The organism is Fictibacillus barbaricus (assembly GCF_014635025.1).
In the GTDB taxonomy this organism is placed as follows: Bacteria; Bacillota; Bacilli; order Bacillales; family Fictibacillaceae; genus Fictibacillus; species Fictibacillus barbaricus.
This window is the reverse complement of record NZ_BMCE01000001.1, coordinates 390,170-411,225: the sequence shown is the minus strand read 5'-3', so window position 1 is coordinate 411,225 and position 21,056 is coordinate 390,170. Positions and strand designations below refer to the sequence as shown.

General features: G+C 42.4%; 14 protein-coding genes. All 14 read right to left on the bottom strand.

Annotated features, from left to right (window positions below; genetic code table 11):
• Positions 1–34: 34 nt before the first annotated feature.
• The 14 genes from IEV52_RS02045 to IEV52_RS01980 all read right to left on the bottom strand — a co-directional run bounded on the left by IEV52_RS02045 (position 35) and on the right by IEV52_RS01980 (position 21,052).
• Positions 35–1,573, bottom strand: coding sequence for an AbgT family transporter (locus IEV52_RS02045; RefSeq protein ID WP_188400864.1), 1,539 nt, complete (start codon positions 1,571–1,573; stop codon positions 35–37).
• Between the two features lie 134 nt (positions 1,574–1,707).
• Entirely contained in the window at positions 1,708–3,033 is a 1,326-nt protein-coding gene (locus tag IEV52_RS02040) for a hypothetical protein (RefSeq protein ID WP_188400863.1), read from the bottom strand.
• Complete coding sequence (locus IEV52_RS02035; protein WP_268234744.1) at positions 3,034–4,305, bottom strand: M20 family metallo-hydrolase; 1,272 nt, start codon at positions 4,303–4,305, stop codon at positions 3,034–3,036.
• Positions 4,306–4,592: 287 nt separating this feature from the next.
• Positions 4,593–5,642: an aldose epimerase family protein gene (locus tag IEV52_RS02030; protein ID WP_188400862.1), complete on the bottom strand. Its 1,050-nt coding sequence runs from the start codon at positions 5,640–5,642 to the stop codon at positions 4,593–4,595.
• 61 nt (positions 5,643–5,703) lie between these two features.
• Positions 5,704–7,203: a UDP-glucose--hexose-1-phosphate uridylyltransferase gene (galT, locus tag IEV52_RS02025; RefSeq protein ID WP_188400861.1), complete on the bottom strand. Its 1,500-nt coding sequence runs from the start codon at positions 7,201–7,203 to the stop codon at positions 5,704–5,706.
• A gap of 11 nt (positions 7,204–7,214) precedes the next feature.
• A complete protein-coding gene (gene galE, locus IEV52_RS02020) occupies positions 7,215–8,204 on the bottom strand; it encodes a UDP-glucose 4-epimerase GalE (protein ID WP_188400860.1) in 990 nt (329 codons plus the stop codon).
• The gene (locus IEV52_RS02015; protein WP_188400859.1) at positions 8,204–9,391 is read right to left on the bottom strand and encodes a galactokinase; all 1,188 of its coding nucleotides are present in this window, start codon (positions 9,389–9,391) and stop codon (positions 8,204–8,206) included. The genes galE and IEV52_RS02015 overlap by 1 nt, the downstream gene beginning before the upstream one ends.
• 148 nt (positions 9,392–9,539) lie before the next feature.
• Positions 9,540–13,727 carry a GH92 family glycosyl hydrolase gene (locus tag IEV52_RS02010; protein ID WP_188400858.1) on the bottom strand — a complete coding sequence of 1,396 codons (4,188 nt, stop codon included), beginning with the start codon at positions 13,725–13,727 and terminating at the stop codon, positions 9,540–9,542.
• A 145-nt stretch (positions 13,728–13,872) separates the two neighbouring features.
• Entirely contained in the window at positions 13,873–14,694 is an 822-nt protein-coding gene (locus IEV52_RS02005; protein ID WP_188400857.1) for a carbohydrate ABC transporter permease, read from the bottom strand.
• A complete protein-coding gene (locus tag IEV52_RS02000; protein WP_373869405.1) occupies positions 14,694–15,614 on the bottom strand; it encodes a carbohydrate ABC transporter permease in 921 nt (306 codons plus the stop codon). Before IEV52_RS02000 ends, IEV52_RS02005 begins: the two co-directional genes overlap by 1 nt.
• Before the next feature lie 120 nt (positions 15,615–15,734).
• Positions 15,735–17,015 carry an ABC transporter substrate-binding protein gene (locus IEV52_RS01995; RefSeq protein WP_188400855.1) on the bottom strand — a complete coding sequence of 427 codons (1,281 nt, stop codon included), beginning with the start codon at positions 17,013–17,015 and terminating at the stop codon, positions 15,735–15,737.
• 188 nt (positions 17,016–17,203) lie between these two features.
• On the bottom strand, positions 17,204–18,622 hold the full coding sequence (locus IEV52_RS01990) for a response regulator (RefSeq protein ID WP_188400854.1): 1,419 nt from the start codon (positions 18,620–18,622) through the stop codon (positions 17,204–17,206).
• Entirely contained in the window at positions 18,600–20,057 is a 1,458-nt protein-coding gene (locus tag IEV52_RS01985) for a sensor histidine kinase (protein ID WP_188400853.1), read from the bottom strand. Before IEV52_RS01985 ends, IEV52_RS01990 begins: the two co-directional genes overlap by 23 nt.
• Positions 20,054–21,052, bottom strand: a complete 999-nt coding sequence (locus IEV52_RS01980) for a sugar-binding protein (protein WP_229754158.1) — start codon at positions 21,050–21,052, stop codon at positions 20,054–20,056. The genes IEV52_RS01985 and IEV52_RS01980 overlap by 4 nt, the downstream gene beginning before the upstream one ends.
• Positions 21,053–21,056: the final 4 nt, after the last annotated feature.

Here is a 21,056-nt window from a genome sequence, read left to right as displayed (position 1 = left end):
GAGAAGATTTAAAGCCTCCCCCTTCACTCGCAAACTACTTTATATACATGCCGATTCCCGGCCCAACCGGTATACCAAGAAGCCCAAAAGCAACCAGCAAGATGATCCAAATCGTTAAAAACAGGATAGTATATGGAATCATTAACGCCATGAGCGTTCCGATTCCTGCTTTTTTATCATATTCGTTCATAAAGGCCAGTAATACGGCAAAATACGGATTAAGCGGCGTCACCATATTGGTAGACGACTCCCCAATGCGGTATGCCACTTGAATAAAGGCAGGATGATAGTTTAACAGCATGAGCATCGGTATGAAAACAGGAGCTTCCAGCGCCCAAAGAGCAGATCCGCTCATGATGAACAAGCTTAATATAGCCGTTAAGAAAACAAATCCAATGATGACTGGCATACCCGTTAAGTTCATATGTGTCAACAGATCTGCAGAGTTTACCGCAATCAGAGTAGAAATATTGCTCCAGTTAAAATAGGCGATGAACTGAGCGATAGCAAACACTAGAACGATATATCCAGCCATGTCTCTTATGGAGTCAGTCATCAGTTCGGGTACATCGCTTACTTTCTTGATCTTTTTCATCGTAACGCCAAACGTTACCCCAACTGTCAAAAAGAATAGAAAGATGATCGGAATGATCCCATCCAAGAATGGCGATGGAATGATGCCTCCCTCTTCATTTCGCAGCGGTGAATTAGGGAAAAAGACGGCAAGGGCAATCACTCCGATATAGATAATTGCAGCGATCAGCGTGTTTCTAAGCGCTCTTGATTCTAACGCGTCTCCCTTAAAATCCAGTTCCTTCTTTTCCGCATTCCCCTCATACTTGCCCAATCGAGGCTCGATAAACTTCTCTGTCAAGAGTCCGCCCGCGATGGTCAAGACAATCGTAGAGATACTCATAAAATACCAGTTGTCCACTGGAGTTACAGTAACATCCGGGTTGATCGTAGTCGAGATCTCTGTAGATATTCCCGATAATAGAGCGTCCGTCCCTGCAATCAGGATGTTTGCCGTAAATCCGATACCAGAAGAGGCGAAACCTGCAGCTAAACCAGCTAACGGATGGCGCCCGATCGAATAAAAGACAACCGCTGCCAACGGGGGAATAATAACGAATGCCGCATCTGAAGCGATGTTCCCCATGATTCCAATAAAGAATACGGTATAGGTGATGATGGACTTATGAGCTTTAATGATGGTTTTCTTGATCGCACTCTCGAACAGACCCACTCGTTGGGCCATCCCAATTCCAAGCATCATGGTTAAAACAAGGCCAAGCGGCTTAAACCCTGTGAAATTTTCGAGCATGGATGTTAGCATGAACTTTAACCCTTCACCGGACAGCAAGCTTTTTACTTGAAGTACCTCACCTGTTCCAGGATGTTTGACAGAAACATTGAAAAGACTTACAACAAACGAGATAACGATCATGAAAAGTGCAAGATAAACAAACAGCATGAATGGGTGCGGCAGTCTGTTCCCTACCCGTTCAATGAAGTTTAAAAATCGAGAAAACCCTTTTTCAGAAGATTGAACTTCCGTTGCCAGTTGCGGCATATTATTCCCCCCTTTAAGTAATTACGGAATTTTTCCTTTAATATTCCTATAATTTGTATTCTTTCTATTCTGTCAATTTCCCTTCTTTCTCGCCAAAATTTTTTCATAAAATTTTTAATATAAAAAACCCTCCATCAAGGATGAAGGGTTTGCTGATTGTTCAGTATGATTTCATATATCTTTTTAGGTCGGCCTCTTTGGCCCGACTGCTCCTCACCTGAGACTTTAACAAGCTTCAGCTTTTCCATTTCCGTCAGAATCCTTCTTGCATTCCGCTCTGTGCCTTTCAGCCAGCCGGACAGCTCCTGTGAGGTGATATGGGTCTTTTTATAATGAAGAGCAAGGGATTGAATCTTGCTAGCGATCGCTGGACTGATGTTCGCATCCTTCAGCCGGCTTTCCCACTCTTCTCCCCATACCCTTCCGCTATAGGATATGGCTTCAACGGATTTAAACCGTTCGATCACTTGTTTATCTTCATTAATTAAAATAATGACAGGTTTGTGCTTTTTGCGGGCATATTGGAAAGCAAGGCGCACATTTTGTTCCGCCTCATGTGCTGTAAGTCCATAACCCAGACCAATCCTGACTTCCAATTTGCTATGAACCTTAGCCTCTTCCATCAATCTTAACAAGGAATCATCCTCTAAATGGAGCTCCATCTCTCCCCTAGTGGTATAGATGTAATAATGGCCGTCCCCGATTTGAACGAATGAACCTCTGATCAGCTCAGCATAATCCAGCAATAGTCTTTTTAACTCCAGTTCCCTATGCTTCATTTTATAGGAAAAGAAATGTTCTTCAGAAAGAGAGGAAGGGTGAAGAACTTCAATACCCAGGATGGCTGTCTGCGCCTTTTTATACCAGTATGACGCACCACGTTCCTTTAAGAACTGCAGCATGAGCTGGATAGAAGGAACATCGGGCGTAACCCGATAGCATGGAATCCCCAGCTCTTTTAACCGTACAAAAACTGCCTGAAGGCATGTTACTGCAATATCGATCTCTTTTCTTTTATACAGGTCCATATGAAATTGGATGATCTCGTCTGCTGGCATGTATCCCGAATAAGGGAACGTAGAAACCTTGATTGGCTGTATGGAATCCTGAATTGTTCGCACTTCTTTTTCTAGAATCGTATCCAGACTGATGCGTTTAAAGATCTTTTGTTCTTTAAGCTGGGCTTCAAGCAGCGTTTTATAAAGGCTGTTCCCGTTCAGCGGGACATAGCTGCCTTCCTCTTTACGGATCAAACGATTTGAGAGCGCATAATGATAAGGCGCCTGGCCGGAAAAAAACCATTGGTCCACATAAGGCTTGTTCTTGATGATGATCTCTGAGGTTTCTTCTACCTTTTTATACGCAAAAGGAATCATTTCAATCTTTGAAAACTCTTTTGCTGCATTTTTTACAAGTTCTATGGAATCACTCGGTCCTACTACACCTAACCGGATTCTCATTTATCCATTCCTTGCCTCATCTCGTAAATAGTTAACAAGGATATCAACTCCTAAACGTAAATCTTCCAATGTCGCATATTCTTGAGGGTGGTGGCTTACACCGTTTCGGCATTTAATAAAAACGAGTCCTGCTGGCCATTTACGGCTCATGTTCATCACATCATGCCCTGCTCCGCTCTCCATCACCAGGCATTTTAGCCCCTCTGATTCACCTAGCTGTTCCAGCTTTATGGCAAGGTTTGGGTCAAGGTTAATAGAAGCATTATAGACGATAATGTCTGTTTTTATTTTAACATTACTTTCCTTCTCTATCGATAAACTCTTCTCTTCCACCATCGATTTGAAGCGTTCCTTTAACGAGTCATCCACACTGCGAATATCAATGCCGAGTTCAACCACTCCTGGAATAACGTTCATCGCGTTCGGCTTCAAGTTAAGTTTGCTGACCGTCGCCACGATCGGGTACTCCTTTTCCTTGGATAATTGCTCCGCCTTCTCAGAGACAAAAGAGATAAGCGGTGCCGCGGCCACTAACGCATCCTGCCTCATTCCCATTGGGGTCGTCCCCGTATGTCCCATCTTGCCCTCGATCTGTACCTTAAGCCGGATCGGACATGCAACGGCCGTCGCCACGCCAAAATCAGCACCTGCGTTTTCGACCCTCATTCCTTGCTCAATGTGAAGCTCGACAAACGACCTGATCTCATCCGCACTGCGTTCAGCGTATTTTATCGTATCCCAGCTTAACCCCCTGGCTTCGACCGCTTCTTTTATGGAGGTTCCTGTTTCATCCTGAAGGTTCTCTAATGCATTTGTATCCAGGATGCCAGACATGGCCTTGCTGCCGATCGTTGAAACCGGGAACCTGGAGGATTCTTCGGAAGCAAAGCAGATCACTTCTATGGGGTAATCTGGCTGAAACCCTTCTTCTTTTAATTCTTTTACGGCTCCAAGTGCACACAGGATTCCCGCGACGCCGTCATACCCGCCTCCGCCTTTTACCGTATCCAGGTGCGAACCCAGTGCTACAGCAGGCAATGAAGACGCCTCCTCACTCGGATTCCATCTTGCGATCAAGTTTCCTGCAAAGTCACGTCGTACGAGTAAACCGAAATCCTCTGTAATCTCCTTAAATACATTCATCGCTTCCCATTCTTCTTCACTAAACCCAAGTCTCGTGAATCCTTCTGGCTGCTTCATATTCTTAACAAGATTTAACCGGTGCAAATGCTCTTCTAGCCACAGCTGGTTCGCTTTCTTCGTCTGGTTCAATGATGGATCCTCCTTTGATCGATGAATAAAAGAATTTTTCCATAAATATTCCGTTAATTATTAAAATACGCCATCTTGGGGGGATGTCCTTCTTTGTCAGCATAACTTATGGAATCTAAATGTAATGACAACCCTAAATCAGTAAATTAAGAATGATATCAGGAAAAAACAACTACATATCAGGAAAAAGGACCTCGTTATCTTGAAAAATCATCTAATATCAAGAATCGGCTTTATATCATTCATCTAAAATGACCTCAGAATCTGTCTGAGGCCATTTTTTTCGTCTAAGTAATCACACTAAAAATATATTTTGTAGTTGAACGGAAAACTTCATTTTTATCAAGAATGCTAGACGGGAAGTGAGGGTGATGAATGCTGTCAGGGAGCCCCTGAGTTTCCAAGCATAGACCCAAGTATTTTCGGGACTTTACTCCTCGGATTTTAAAGTCGGATGACAACTGTGTTCCAGTGTATAACACTACGCCTGGCTGATCGGTTTCAATCGTCAATACCCGGCCGCTTTCAGAGTCTTTCAATACAATTTCTTGATTATGGTTATCAGCAAGCAAGAACGGATGGTCGTACCCCTTGCCAGTTAAAATTTTTTGAACATGCCCGGATTCTGATCCGTCTTTTATGTTTCGGCTTTCTCTGAAATCAAACGGGGTACCTTTTACAGAAAGGATTTCACCTGTAGGAATCAATTCCTCATCAAGTTCCAGAAATGATTCGCTTTTTAATGTCAATTGATGGTCCAGAATATCCCGTTTCAAGTTTCCAGACAAATTAAAATAAGAGTGGTTCGTAACATTAACGAGCGTTTTTTTATCTGAAACGGCTTCGTAAAAAATGGAAAATTCATTTGTATTTGATAAGGTATACTTTACGTTTACCTCCAGGTTACCTGGATACCCTTCTTCTCCATCCCGGCTGAGATACGTGTATATGATGCTTGTCTCATTCTCGCCTGTAATCACCTGAGAGTTCCATATAACCTTGTCGAAGCCTTTTAAACCGCCATGAAGATGATTCCCCATATTGTTTTTTTCAAGCTGGTACGATTGACCGTCCAATTCAAAGCTGCCGCCTTTTATTCTGCCTGCAAATCGCCCAACCACGGCTCCGAAATAGGGAGAATGCTTCATATATTCGTCAATGGATTCAAAGCCCAGCACAACATTTTCCTTTTGCCCATTTTTATCCGGCACTATTACTTTTGTAATTATGCAGCCGTAATCTATGCTCGCAACCTCCATTCCCTGATCGTTAATAAGGGTGGTGGATGTTACAGGATGGCCGTTAACCTCGCCAAATTTCTTCTGAAGAATCTTCACTCTGACACTCTCCTTTATAAGAAAATGGGCATCCGCTACATTTATGAGCGAATGCCTTCTTTTAATCATTCAAGGAAAGAATGAACCTCTGAAAGGCTTCCTGACCGGATTTATCTCTCTTAAACACACCTGCATCCTCAAGGACCCGGAGAAACTTAAGGCCAACTTCTTTTTTAAGAATCTCTTCAACAGAACCAGGAGTTATATCTTTTCCATAACGTTCTTTCATATCATCAGCCCATGGCAGATGGTACTCCATCAGTTCATTTTTGACTCCCAGCAAATAATGTTTCACATCTTCCAATTCGTTTTTTAACCTTGCCGGCAATACAGCGAGCCCCATTACTTCAATCAAGCCAATGTTTTCTTTTTTTATATGATGCACATCTGGGTGAGGATGAAAAATTCCAAGAGGATACTGATCGCTAGTCCGATTGTTTCTTAGCACAAGGTCCAATTCGAATTCCCCATCCCTGTAGCGGGCAATCGGGGTAATCGTGTTATGCCTAGTACCTTCCGTATAAGCCTGAATATCTACACTTAGATCGCTGTATGGAATCCATTTTTTGAGGATGAATTCAGCGGCATCTGTAAGCTCAGCCGTATCACTTCCTCTTAACCGGATAACAGGCATCGGCCATTTGATTGAAGCTGCCTTTACCGCATAGAAATGGTTTATTGAAAAAATATATTCATCCTCTGCTTTTGCCATTGCAAATTCATAATGGCCACCCTGATAATGGTCATGGCTTAAAATCGAACCTCCCACAATCGGTAAATCGGCATTGGATCCAGCAAAATAATGCTGAAATTGCTCCACAAAAATAAGAAGCCTTTTAAATGCATCCCTATTGATCTTCATGTCCCTATGTTCACCTGAGAGCATGATACAATGCTCATTATAGTAAACGTATGGTGAGTACTGAAGATACCATGGTTCTCCTTTAAGGTCTAAATGGATCAACCTGTGATTGGAACGCGCAGGATATCCAATCCTTCCTTCATATCCCTCATTTTCTATGCACAACAGACATTTTGGATAATCGGACGACCCTAAAACCTTCAACTTTTTTTCCAGTTCAATTTCTTTTGGATCTTTTTCAGGCTTGGATAAATTAATCGTAATATCAAACTCGCCATAAGGGGTATCCGTTTTATAGCTTATGTTCCTGGCAATCCTTTTTGTTTGGATATAGTTGCTGTTTCTGCTTAATTCATAAAAGAATGACGTTGCTTCCACAGGATTTTCTTTATATTTTTGAAAAAAACTTCTGTTCAGGTCCGATGGCCGGGGCATGAAAACATCCATCAGTTTACTTGAAAATATTTCTTTCTCATCTAGAAGATCTCTGATAAGCCCCTTTTCTACAGCATATTTTTCAAGCTGCTCCAAAATATCAGGGATTTCTTCCATACCATTAGGGTCATCTCCTTTTTCGAAGCTATCAAACCCAAGAAGTGCCATTAACTGGTTTCGGGCATAGATTTCATCTTGCTTCTGTATGATCTCCAAAGCGATCGCTTTTTGAATAAGCTTCTGTATAACAGAATAGATTTCCATCTCCTCCCCTCCTATTGGTTATAACCATCAGGATGTTCTTGGTGCCATTTCCAGGCATCTTCAATGATTTGGTCGATTCCTGTACGTTTTGGCTCCCATCCTAGAATTTTCTTAGCCTTTGCTGAAGATGCCACAAGTGCTTTTGGGTCTCCTGCTCTTCTCGGTGTCACCTTTGCAGGAATGGGATGGCCGGTTACCTTTCTGGCTGTTTCGATAATTTGATGAACGGAACAGCCCCGGCTGCTGCCAAGATTGAACGTATCGCTTTCTCCCCCGTTTTTAAGATACTGAAGAGCGAGGATATGAGCATCGATCAAATCTTCAACATGAATATAGTCACGAATACACGTACCGTCTTCTGTATCGTAATCATCGCCATAAATGGAGATGAACTCCCTTTGACCGAGAGCGACCTGCAAGACAAGAGGGATCAGGTGGGTTTCCGGATTGTGGTCCTCTCCAATTTCTCCAGTTGAACGAGCACCGGCAACATTGAAATACCTTAGTGAAACATATTTAATCCCATGGGCAACACCGCACCATTTCATCAGTTTTTCCATTACCAATTTAGTTTCGCCATAGGCATTGGCCGGGTTGGTTGACATTTCTTCAGTAATCGGCATTACTCCCTGATCACCATACGTTGCGGCAGTTGAAGAGAAAACGATATGTTTCACTCCAAATTCCACCATCACTTCCATCAAGACTTGTGTGCCGTAAACATTGTTATCAAAGTACTTGATCGGCTGTTCCATCGATTCCCCTACAAGGGAATTGGCAGCGAAATGCAGTACCCCGTTAATTTTATGATTAGAAAAAACAGTCCTGAGAAACTCTTTATCACGGATGTCCCCTTCATAAAAGATCGCATCAGGATGAAGCGCTTGTTCATGTCCCGTTTGAAGGTTATCCACAACGACTACTTCATACTTCCTTTCCAATAACTCGTATACGGCATGGGAGCCAATATAGCCGGCCCCACCAAGAACAAGAATGCTCATCATATAACCTCCCTGGTAATCTCTTTTGCCCCTTCACCGACACTTGCAACATAAAAGTCAGCCTTGTATCCAATCTTTTCCTTGTATTCACTTCCGACCTTTCGAATAAATTCCTCCACTTTATCTGATTCGATAATGGCAATCGCACATCCGCCAAAACCAGCGCCCGTCATCCGCGCACCGAGGGCTCCATCCTGTTTCCATGCTGCTTCCACAAGAGTATCAAGTTCCTTACCAGTTACTTCATAGTCATCTCTTAAACTATGGTGAGAATCATTCATCAGTTTTCCGAAAGTCCTCAGTTCACCGCTGCGCAGTGCTTTAAGTGCTTTTAACGTGCGCTGGTTTTCATAGACAGCATGTCGTGCACGCTTGATTAGCGTCTCATCATCAATCAGCTCTTTGTTCGCTTCAAAATCCTCTTCAGAAAGATCACCGAGTTCCTTAATATCGAGGACGGTGTTCAGGCGGCTCAATGCCCTTTGGCATTCATTTCGCCTTTCATTGTATTTAGAATCAGCTAATTGCCTGCGCTTGTTTGTATTCATGATGACAATCTTATAACCATCCAAAGCTAGAGGTGCATATTCATATTTCAAAGTATTACAGTCTAGCAGAATGCCGGTGTCCCTTTTTCCCATTCCCACAGCAAACTGATCCATTATTCCGCTGTTAACTCCAATAAATTCATTTTCGACCTTCTTCCCAAGCTTAATCAGTTCGATACGGTCTATTTCCAAACCATACATTTCACTAACAATAACTCCTATCAGCATTTCGAGAGAAGCTGAAGATGACAGGCCTGCGCCATTCGGAATGTTCCCATTTATCAGGATATCAAGCCCTCCTGGCAGCAAGCCGTATGCTTCCTGAATGTATCGGATCATCCCTTTTGGATAGTTGGCCCAACTGTGTTCTGTTCGGTACTCCATTTCATTCAAGGAAAACTCAATGACCCCTTTTTCGGGAAAATTCATGGAATATAACTTGACCAATTGATCATCCCTTGTTCTTGATACGCCATATGTCCCAAACGTAATGGCACTCGGGAACACATGCCCTCCGTTATAATCCGTATGCTCCCCAATAAGATTAATTCGACCCGGTGAAAAGAAAATCCTGACATCCTCCTGTCCAACTGCAGGGTAAACTTCATAAAATGTATTGATTAATTGCTGTATATCCATCGTATCGTTCCTCTCATGTCATTTCAGAGTGACGGGGGATGAAGCCAGTTCATTTCCCACTTAGAAATTTTGTCTCTGCATGTTCCACGGAAGAAAAAAGACCCAAGAATCCCTGGGTCTTTTTCAATTCCATTCATGCCTTAGATTATTAAGATAAGATATAGATGATCGAGTTCACATCTGCGGAAAGCTGCTCTTTCGCATCCCTGGATATGTGCTTTTGCCAATCTTCCCTGTTCAAATGATTGATCAGATCATCCAGATGCTTTACAGCTTTTTCATCGTCACCCTTTTCTTCATGATGGACAGCCTGCTTTAGTTTATTGATAAGCTGAGATTTCATCGGGCCTTTCAAATCACCTGAGTCTATATAACCTTCAATCTGTTTTTCTACTTGAATCAAATTCTTTGAAACATCCACACCCAGAAGCTCGAGCTCTGCAAGGAACGTAGATTCCCCGCCGCCATTTTCAGTAATTTCCAGCTTATAATAAGCGTACTTGCCTGGCTTTTCAATTTCAAATGCTCTTGTATAGAGCCGCCATTTGAACGTTTCATTATTTCTTCTATCCAGCTCGATCCACTTTTCCCCGTCGTTAGAACCTTTCAGAACCCAGCTTTTTGGATCCTCGTTCTGCTGACCGTTGGCAGAAGTGACCGTATACATCTTGGCTTTTTGTTTGTTCTCTTTGAATTCAAACTGAACGGACGGATTCTTGCCCGGCAGCGTTAATCTCGTATTTGAGTTATTATCGAATAGAATACGAGTATCTCCATCCTCACTGTCCGCCGCAGTTCCTTTGCCAGATGAAATGAGTTTATCCGTTAAGTCTCTTAAAGGCTGGGCAGGTATTACTGTACCGTCCGTTGATTCAGGTGTTACAGAGTCAGGCAATGCACCCTTGTCTGTTCCCCACTTAGATGGCTCAGGACCCATTTCAAAATCTAAAGTGCCTCCCTTTACTAAATCAGAATGGGAAATCGTTGTTTTGTTATAGGCCTTCCCGTTTAATTTAAGACTTTGAATATATTTATTTTCATCACTTACGTTCGGTGCGTTAATCACAAGATCCTTTCCGTTCTCTAAATGGATGGTCATCTTTTTAAAGAAAGGGGCACCGATGGCATATTCAGGGGTTCCCATTTGAAGCGGATAGATTCCTGCTGCACTGAGTATATACCAAGCGGACATTTCACCATTGTCCTCATCTCCTGCATACCCTTGCCCAATCTCACTTCCAATGTAAAGCCTTGATAGAGCTTCCCTCACTTTTTCTTGTGTCTTCCACGGCTGGCCGGCATAGTTATACATATAAATGATGTGGTGGGAAGGCTGATTGCTGTGACCATACATTCCCATTCTTACATCCCGGGCTTCTCTCATTTCATGAATGGTGCCGCCATAATGTCCAGGATGAAGGGCTGTTTCAGGGGTACTGAAGAATTGATCGAGTTTATCAGCCAGTCCTTCTCTTCCTCCATAAAGGTTGGCCAATCCCTGTCCATCCTGCGGAGCGTGAAACGCCATATTCCATGCATTCGTTTCCGTATAATCACCGCCCCATTCACGCGGATCATATTCTTCTGCCGACGAACGCCATTCTCCAGAGGCCTTTCTTCCCATAAAAAAGCCTACTTCAGGATTGAACATGTTGATATAGTTTTTAGCCCGATTCACGTAATATTGATAGTCATCTTTATAGTTTGGCAGATAAGGATCTGATGTATCTCCATTTTTCGCAAGCTCTTTGGCAATATTAGCAATACCGTAATCGTTAATATAGCCGTCCATTGCCCATGACATGCCTTCACCTGTTGAGTCATTCGTAAATCCGTCAAAAACGGAGGTGTTCATCCCTTTTCTTCCCGTTCCTGCGTCTGGAGACACAACGGCTGCATTTTTAACAGCGGATTGGTAAAAGCTTTCAACATCAAAATTCGTTACCCCTTTCAGATAAGCATCTGCAAAAGCGATGTCAGAGCTTGTTCCTACCATCAGGTTGGCATAACCAGGTGAAGACCACCTCGAGATCCACCCGCCGTCTTTATACTGCTGGACGAACCCATCGATCATTTCTCCTGTCATGGTCGGAGTAAGGAGCGTATAAGCCGGCCAGGACGTTCGGTACGTATCCCAAAATCCGTTATTTACATACGTTTTACCGTCCACGATCTTGGCACCCGTTTCAGTAGTTGAATTCTGTCCGGCAGCTGCAGAAAACGGACTCGCATACTTATACTCTGGCTTTTCAACAGTTCCGACGTTTTCAAATCCTGAATTCGGATATAAAAATAATCGGTACATATTCGAATATAAAGTAACCAGCTTATCTTCATTTGCGCCTTCCACTTCAATGATTCCAAGCTTTTCATCCCACTGCTTTTGAGCTTTCTCTTTAATGGTCTCAAACGTGTCAGAAGGTTTGATTTCCTGGTGCAAATTTTTCTTAGCCTGATCAACACTGATAAACGACGTGGCGATTTTCATCGTTACTTGCCTATCACTCTCTTTGCTTGTGTCAAAACGCAAATACCCAGACACATTATCTCTGCCTTCGCCTGTTAATTTTCCTCCGGCGACAATCGGATGGTCAAATTCTGCATAAACGAACATCCTCGTAGCGCCAGTTGATAGACCACTCTTCACATCAGAGTATCCGGATATGGTTCCATTTTCTTTATCCAGCGTCAGACCGCCTTGATTATTTATGTTGTCAAAAATAAGGTTGGATGTGTCGCCTTTGAAAGTAAACCGGAACATGGCTGCGTGATCGGTAGGAGTCATTTCCGTTTGTATGCCGTTTTCAAACTTTACACTGTAGTAATGGGCCTTTGCCACTTCATTTGAATGTTTGAACGGCAATGCTCTTTTTTCACGGTTGGCGCTTGGCACGGTTTCCTTTGATTCGGACGGCATGACTTGGAAGGTTTGCCGATCACCCATCCAAGGGCTTGGCTCATGGCTGATCGAAAATGCCTGAAGCTGCGGCAAATTGTCTTTATTATTGTTTTGGTTATAGCTATAGAGCCAGCTTGTGGAACCTGCATTCGTAACAGGCGTCCAAAAATTAAATCCATGCGGAACCGCTACTGCCGGAAAATTGTTTCCTCTTGAAAAAGTTCCGTTAGATTGTGTTCCTCTGAGAATATTGACATAGTCTGAAGGATTTGAATATGTTCTTTGAACCGGATTTCCTTCAATCTTAATATCATCAATAGACCCTCTAAAAGTGGATGGTCCATCCGGATTGTCGTACGCAACAAGAATTCGTTCAATCGTTTTTCCAGCCGCTACTTGTCCGATAGAAGATTGTTTGTAATTCCATTGATTCACTGACAGAGTTTCGGACTTCCCTTGATCCTGAGGGTTTACCTTGATACCGTGCTGATCCACTGCATCCAGATCATGCAGATACGTCCCATCAGAGAACGCCAGGTCGACGGAAGCATATGTACTTGAATAATCATTATGCTCCGTATCGGTAAACTCAGGATGAATAAAATAAGAAAGTTCTGTATCCGGCGTTACTTTAATATTCACATCATATATTTTATTGTAGGAATAGGCTCTGTCTTCTGAAAGATGTGATCCTGAATATTCGAATGCCTTTAACCCCGTCCAGCCTACTTTTGTTTTAGCTGTATAGGAATTAGTTGGTCCTTCAACGATATGAGACTTCATATCAGCAGGCGGCGGCGGTGGAACATCGATTCCGTTAGACAAAGCGATCTCTGCCAGCTGAGTAATGTTATCACCAGCATTTTTTGTAATATCAAACCGGTAGTACAAATATTTAGTCTCATTCTCCAACTCATACAAATTACGCTGGAAGCGCTTACTAAAATCTTCATTCGCTCTTTCATCCATCTTTGTCCAGTTTTTCCCGTCGTTTGAACCTGATAATGACCATTCTTTTGGATCACGGCCGTCAAAGTCATTCGCAGACGTTAAGGCATACTTCACGACTGCTTCAGGTTCTGAAAGTTTAAGTTCAATCCAGCCTGTATTTTCAAAAGCAAGCCATTTCGTATTTACATCTTTATCAATTAATTTTTGATCGATCTCATTTGGAGGATTATTTGCGCTTGCCGTAATTTGTACGACCTTATGGGTGATGTCACCTTGGATGCCCTGAAAAGGTATGTTTCCATCAATGCCTGATGTCATCTTTTTTCCTTCCGCATCCGTTTCTACGCTATTCTGCCAAGTTGGGCTTGCTTGATCCTTTTCAAAAGAGGTAAAAAAGTCTGTTTGTTGATTTTCTTCCGCCGTTACGGTATTCATGGATGACGGAACATACAAACTTCCTACTAAAAAAACTGTGCATATACCCATATTTAGTGATTTTAATGTGTGTCTTTTTTTCAATGTGCTGGCACCTCCAAAATATAATTTTTTCAAGTGGCACTTAGAAAAGAATCCATTTGGTATGTGAGTTCCCCCGTTGTCACCTCCCTAAATTTTTTTAATCATATTAACCTCACCCTTTCACAGAACCAGCTAATAAACCTTTTACAAAGAATTTGCCTAAGAAGATATAGACGAGCAGGGTCGGTAAAGCGGCAAGAAGAGCACCTGCCATTTGTACGTTCCATTGAACGATCTGGCTGCCTGAAAGATTTTGAAGAGCCACCATAATCGGCTGCTGGTCAGACGTAGTAATGGTTACGGCAAATAAGAATTCGTTCCAGATGTTTGTGAATTGCCAGATGGCCACGACGACAAAACCAGTGATCGACAAAGGGATCATGATGTGGCGGAAAATCCTTAAGAATCCGGCTCCGTCAATCTTAGCCGACTCGATCATCTCATCCGGAATACTCGCATAAAAGTTACGGAACATGAGTGTCGTTATCGGTATTCCATACACGACGTGGACAAAGATCAGACCTGGAATCGTGTTATACAAACCGATCTCACGCAAAAATTGGATCAGCGGGATTAAGATACTCTGGTAAGGGATGAACATCCCAAACAAAATGACCGTGAAAAGCGTTTCGGATCCTTTAAATCTCCATTTCGACAGCACGTAGCCGTTTAATGAGCCGAGCAACGCGGATAAGAGTGTTGCCGGGATAACGAGATAGAAAGAATTCATTAGGTTAGGTGCCAACCTTTCAAAAGCTGTCACATAACTGCTGACATCAATGGTTCCAGGAAGCTTCCACATCTCACTCAAGGTAACTTGGTCAAGCGGCTTCAAGCTTGTCACCAGCATGACGTATACAGGCATAAGAAATAAAAGGCTTAATCCGACCAATAGGAGGTAGAGAAGAGGTTTTGTTAAGGTTCTAAGGGCCATTACGATTCCGCCTTTCTTCTGCTAAAAATGAGGTAAGGGACAATAAAAACGGCAACGGATAGCAGCATGATAACCGCGATTGCTGCCCCATTCGCATAATAGTTTCCGCGGAATGTGGCTTCGAACATGTACACCCCGGGAACATCTGTCACAAAATTCGCTCCCGGCCCAGTCATCGCATAGATCAAGTCAAAAATCTTCAGTGAAATATGCGCCATGATGATAACGACACTTACCGTAATCGGACGAAGCAGCGGGATGATGACTTTTCGATAGATCTGAAACTCAGTAGCCCCGTCCATCCTCGCAGCCTCTCTCACCTCATCTGGAATCCCTCTCAGACCTGCCAGATACATAGCCACCGCAAACCCTGTCATCTGCCAGACTGCCGCAATGACGACGGCCGTAATCGCGACAGGCACCCCAAATTCAATTTTGCCCCATTTAAAGCCTGCCAGGATGTTTGTATCTGTGTACCACATGGATTCCAATCCGATCTTACTCAAGAACAGGTTTACTCCTGTTGAAGGATTCAATAGCCATTGCCAAACGACTCCGGTAACAACAAAAGATAAGGCCATCGGAAAAAAGAAGATATTGCGGAATAAAGACTCGGCTCTTATTTTCTGATCCAATAAAACAGCAAGGAACTGGCCGAAAATAATGATGGCTCCAATAAAAAGGACCGTGAACACAGCCGTATTGCGCAAATCTGCCTGGAAACGAAAATCGGAAAATAAAAAATCATAGTTCTTCAGCCCTGCAAACGAAAAATCAGGTACAAGAGAGTTCCAGTTGCTAAGCGATACATAACCCGTCCAGCTGATAAAGCCATAAACAAATACAGCAATTAAAAGAAGGGAAGGCAGCAAGAAACCAATGGCAAGCAGCTGGTCACTGGACAACATCCTTTTTTTCATGGTTTTGACAGGTGACTTCACCGTTTTGGTGTTTTTGACTATAACCGGCTCCATCTCTTAGCCTCCTTTGACGTATAAAAGAAAAGAGGAAGAGAGTGATCTCGACCTCTTTTTCCGTGGTTACTTCAGTTCAGATGCTGCTGATTTCAGGCTATCCACGAACTGCTTGGCATCTTTCTGTGTAACAAAGATATTTACAGCCTGATTAACCTTTGTTAAGAAACCTTCTGAAGCCGCTGAACCGTGTGCTAAACTTGCCGCCAGCTTTGCTTCTTTAAAATCTTCAATGGTATCTTTTCCATACTGATCATACTTTGACACATCTGCATCGATACGGGCTGGAATGGAGCCTTTCAACGGGTTGAACGCATCCTGTCCTTCCACAGATCCCAGAACCGCCAGGAATTTCTTCACATCATCCGCATTGCTGACTCCTTTTGGGAGCCCGAATGTATCGGTGATAACCATGAACTGCCCTTCTGTTTCAGGTGTAGGAACATAGCCAAAGTCTTCGTTTACTTTTAGTTTTAAGTCATTGACAAAGTAACCTTTTGCCCAGTCACCCATCACGTTCATCGCCGCTTCACCATTTGCTACTAATTGTGACGCATCCTGCCAGTTGCGTGAGCTGTGATCTTCATTGATGTAGCCCAGCATCTTTTTAAAGGTATCAACCGCATCCTTCACTTTTGCATCATCGAACGAAAGCTCGCCCGTCCAAAGCTTTCCATAGTCTTCTGTCCCCAATTTGCCAAGCAATACGGTTTCAAATAAGTGTGTAGCCGTCCATGGCTCTTTATCTCCAAGCGCTAATGGAGTAATTCCTTTTGCCTTAAGTTTCTCGGCAGCCTCGAAGAACGCATCAAATGTCGTTGGAGCCTCTAAGCCGTTCTCTTCAAAGATTTTTTTGTTGTACCACAGAACATTTCCTCTATGGATGTTAACTGGCACTGAGTAGATGTTTCCATCCTTGCTCACCATGTCGATGAGATCTTTTGGAAACTTATCATTCCATCCTTCTTTCTCATAGAGGTCGTTAAGAGTCTCCATCTTATCAGCGGCTACCCAGCCTTCATTGAGTTCGGCACCGCCGTGAACCTGAAACGTGGCAGGAGGATCATTTCCTTGCATCCGGCTCGCCAAAACGGCTTTTGCATTTGTACCCGCACCGCCTGCTACAGCAGCATTTTCAATCGGTACATCCGGATACTTATCTTCAAATAATTTAATTAAAGCTTTTAATCCATCTTCTTCTCCAGCTCCGGTCCACCAGCTAAAGATCTCTAGTTTGTCCGAGCCCTTTTTGTCTCCTCCGTCACCATTGCCAGAGCTTGAACTGCTGCAGGCAGACAGTACTAAGGAACAAATCAAAACAATAGATACCCAAATACTCTTTTTCAACGTGTATCCCCCTCATTTTGTTTTGAAAACGTTTACAATTTCATTATAGAAAATTCCCTTGATCTTAAGTGGCTTCTTTTTCTGCACATTCTTATGATTTTCTGTACTTTTTTATCTTTAGGTGCAGCTATTTTGGATTTCAAAACAAAAATCCCCTATTTCATTGATAAGGGATTTGAGAAACGAACCTATTTTTCTACGAGAAAGGGTTGTTTTTGAAATTGTTTTGGAGATTGATTAAAGTGCTTTTTGAACACTCGGCTAAAATAATTTGGATCTTTATAACCGATCATATAGCAGATTTCTTTTAAACTTAATTGATTTTCGATCAGCAGCTGCTTCGCTTTTATTAAACGGACTTCTGTTAAGAAATCAATAAATGTGGTGTTCGTTGTTTCCCTAAACAATTTTGTGAAATAAGTAGGACTGAGATTAACCATTTCCGAGACTTGTTCTAGTGTAATTGTTTCGTGGTAGTTGTGATAGATGTACTTTTTAGCTCTCTCAATTGGGTCATTTGCTTGATGGATCTCTGAAACTTTTAAACAGATGTTTTGAATAAACCCTCTCCACTGGGATAGATTTTCAGGAAGAAAGAGATGATGCATAGATATCCCCTCTTGAACCAGCTTTTCTCTAATTCTTACATAAAGCTCGGTGTGATCAATCTCATCTAGCCATTCTTTTGTGATGGACCAGGCCGCCTGAAAATCTCCTTGAAATAACTGCAAAAAAAGTTCCTCGCCAGTTACACCCTCTGCCCTCGTATCCTTAAGAAGGGGTAGACTATAGGGCACTCCCTTGTTTCTCTTTAATACATGCAGTGTCTGCAATGCCTCATGATAGGACTTATAAAGCTGGTCCACAAGCGAATACGAATAACCGATTCCAATCCAGAGGCGATCTCTAAATGCAGACTGCAGCTTTTTGGCTAGTAAAAGAGACTCCAGCTTGCTCTGTTCTTTTGTACTGACAAACAGGGACACCACATAATTTCCGTTTAAAACGGTTATGCTCGAAAAAGGAGAAAACTGCTCGACTTGCTTTTTTAGTGTATTCACATCATTCCCCTCCAGCAGCTCCATGACAAAGAAGAACCCGCACCTCATATGGGGAAAAAGTTCCCTTTGCTGCTTCCCTATCATGGTACCCTCTTCTTGCTGAAGAATTTTTAAGAGGAAATTTTCCTTTTCAATATGCAGGGAGTCCTGCTGTTTTTGATGGACTTCCTTCTCTCTTTTAATTTCTTCGGAGACTCTAGTGATCGCTTCCATCGCTTCTTCCCTATTGCTCGGTTTTAGGAGATATTCTTTTACACCTTCTTTCATGGCTTTCTTTGCATAGTCAAACGAGTCATAAGCTGAAACGATTATGAACTTGATCTCAGGCTTTTTCTCTCGAATCCTCTGAACCGCTTCTAATCCGCTTATCCCCGGCATCTTAATATCAATAAACATGAGGTCGGGATTCAATTGCTCTGCTAGTTCAATAGCCTTCCGTCCATTGGAAGCTTCTCCAACGACTTCGAAGTCTTTAAAGTGTTCATTTAAAAACTTTCTCATCGCGATTCGCTCCAGCATTTCATCATCCGTAATGATGACTCTCATGGTTATCCTCCTTAAAAGGCAGAATTAATGTGACCGTAGTTCCTTTGTTTACAACTGAATGGATGTCCACCACATGCTCCGTTTGATAAAAAAGCTGCAGTCTTCTGATGACATTATGAATGCCTAAACCTGTTGAATGGCCAACATGTTCTTCTCCTTGCTCTTTAGGACCATCTGATGGATGCAAGAGAGCATGTAATTGTTCATTCGTCATACCGATTCCATTGTCTCGGACCTCGACCATCACTCTGTTACCGCTTTCATAAATAGATAGACCAATTTCACCGCCTTCTTCTTTCCCTTCTACACCGTGGATAAAGGCGTTCTCTACTAAAGGCTGGAGAATGAGACTCGGTATGGCCATATCTAAACATCTTTCTTCTATGTTTATCGTAAATGTAATACGTTCAGAGAAACGCGTTTGCTGAATATAAAAGTAATCCTTTACCACCTTTACTTCTTCACTCAAGGGAACGGATTTGCTTAAATCTCGTAGGCTATATCGCAACAATGTAGAAACCGACTGAATAAGAGCTGATGTTTTCTCGGCATCTTCCAAATAGGCCATCCTTGAGATCGTATTCAATGTATTAAATAAAAAATGAGGGTTGATCTGGTTTTGGAGATGCTTTAATTCAAATTCCTTCAGGAGCCGGTCCAGCTCTGATTTCTTTTCCATCTCGATGATGTATTCCCTTATATTCTCGCGCATCACATTGAACGTATTCCCTAACAGCTTTAGTTCATCATTGGACTGAATGCTTAACTCGGCTCCATTAAGCTTTCCGCTCGCGATCTCCTTAGCCGCTTTAGAAAGATTTTGAATCGGCCGATTGATGCTCCTTGAAAACCAAAGGGCAAAACAAACAGCGAGTAAAACCGTCGTATTGAACAAAAATAGAATAAACCATTTAAACGAATCATTCCTTTGCTCCATATCAGCGAAGAAAGATTGATAGTTTGTCAATTCAATATCAATGAGAGACAGGGTTGTTTCTTGGAGATACGAAGCTGTATTCCTTGCCTCTCGTAAATGTTTCGTGTACTGATCGATGTCATCTCGCAGCATAAAGCCAATCGTCATTTCACACTCTTGAACAAACGTTTTAGTCATTTCTACATATTTTTTGCGCTGTACGTCATCCATACTATCTTCATTTTTCTGCAGTTGTTCTACATCATCCTCAAGCTGATGCCGAATGTCATGGAATTGCAGAATGGTCTTCTGATTTTTTTCTACCACATATTCATTCGCCTTCTCATATAAGAGATTCGATTTTTGAGAGATTCGGTTAAGCAATAAGAACTCTTCAAAACTCGCATCATATTCCAATAACAAAGACCGGCTGCTAAAATAGATGGAGATCGACACCACATTAAAAAGAACGACGAATACAAAAAAATAGAGTAATAGCTTGCTTCGAATCGTCTTCATGATCCCGCTCCCTTCATAGGTGCTTTATGAGAGGGAGTATGTTCTGAACGAACTATTTTTGTTTTCGTAAACTGAAGCTCTCCTGGGTGCTCACCACGCTCCAAATGCAGCAGCATCTCAATCGCCTTGTAACCCATTTGATAGGGATATTGAGCAACAGTCGCATCAATTGAACCATTTTCCAAAAGCTCTATCGTTTGAGGTAAGATATCAAAAGAAATGATATAGGGATTGAGCTGAAGCTGGTTCACAACCTGAGCAATGCCTGTCCCATCTAAAGCACTCGTTCCGTAAAAAGCTGTTAGATCCGGATGTTCCCGCAATAAGTCATAGGTAGCTTGTACAGCACCGCTTTTGGTTATCTTGGATTCTTTTGTTGCGACTATTTTCATTCTCTTATGTTGTTGGATGGCATCTTTAAATCCTTGGATCCTAAGCTGCTGACTGGAGGATTCGAATCGCCCTGTTACAATTCCAACAAGCTGTTCGCCTTGAGTATCTTTAATAAAAGCTTCCCCTGCCAGCATTCCAGAGCGGTAATTATCAGATCCAACATAAACGGCTCTTTCACTTTCAGGTGCATCGGTATCAACGGTTACAACGGGAATCCCTTTTTCAAAGGCTTTATTCACCAGTTTGTCGAAACGCTCGTTTTTAACCCCCTGGATGATCAATCCGTCTACGTTCCCAGCGATAGACTGATCCATATATTGGAGTTGTTCTGTGTTATCCGCTTGATTGGGCCCAAGGTACTCTACATAAACATTGTATATTTTCGCTGCATCACGTGCTCCTTTTTCAACCAAACGCCAGTATGGATTATCCGCTTCCTCCGAAATTAACACAAAATGATAGTCATACTTGACCGCAGTTACAGGCTTGTCTTTGATCTGGAACGTTTCCTTTCCAAAGAAAAGCATCAAAATGAAATTTATTGCTAACACCATAAAAAGGATAAAATAGATACTGCGCTTTAGGATCATACCATCACCCATAGTA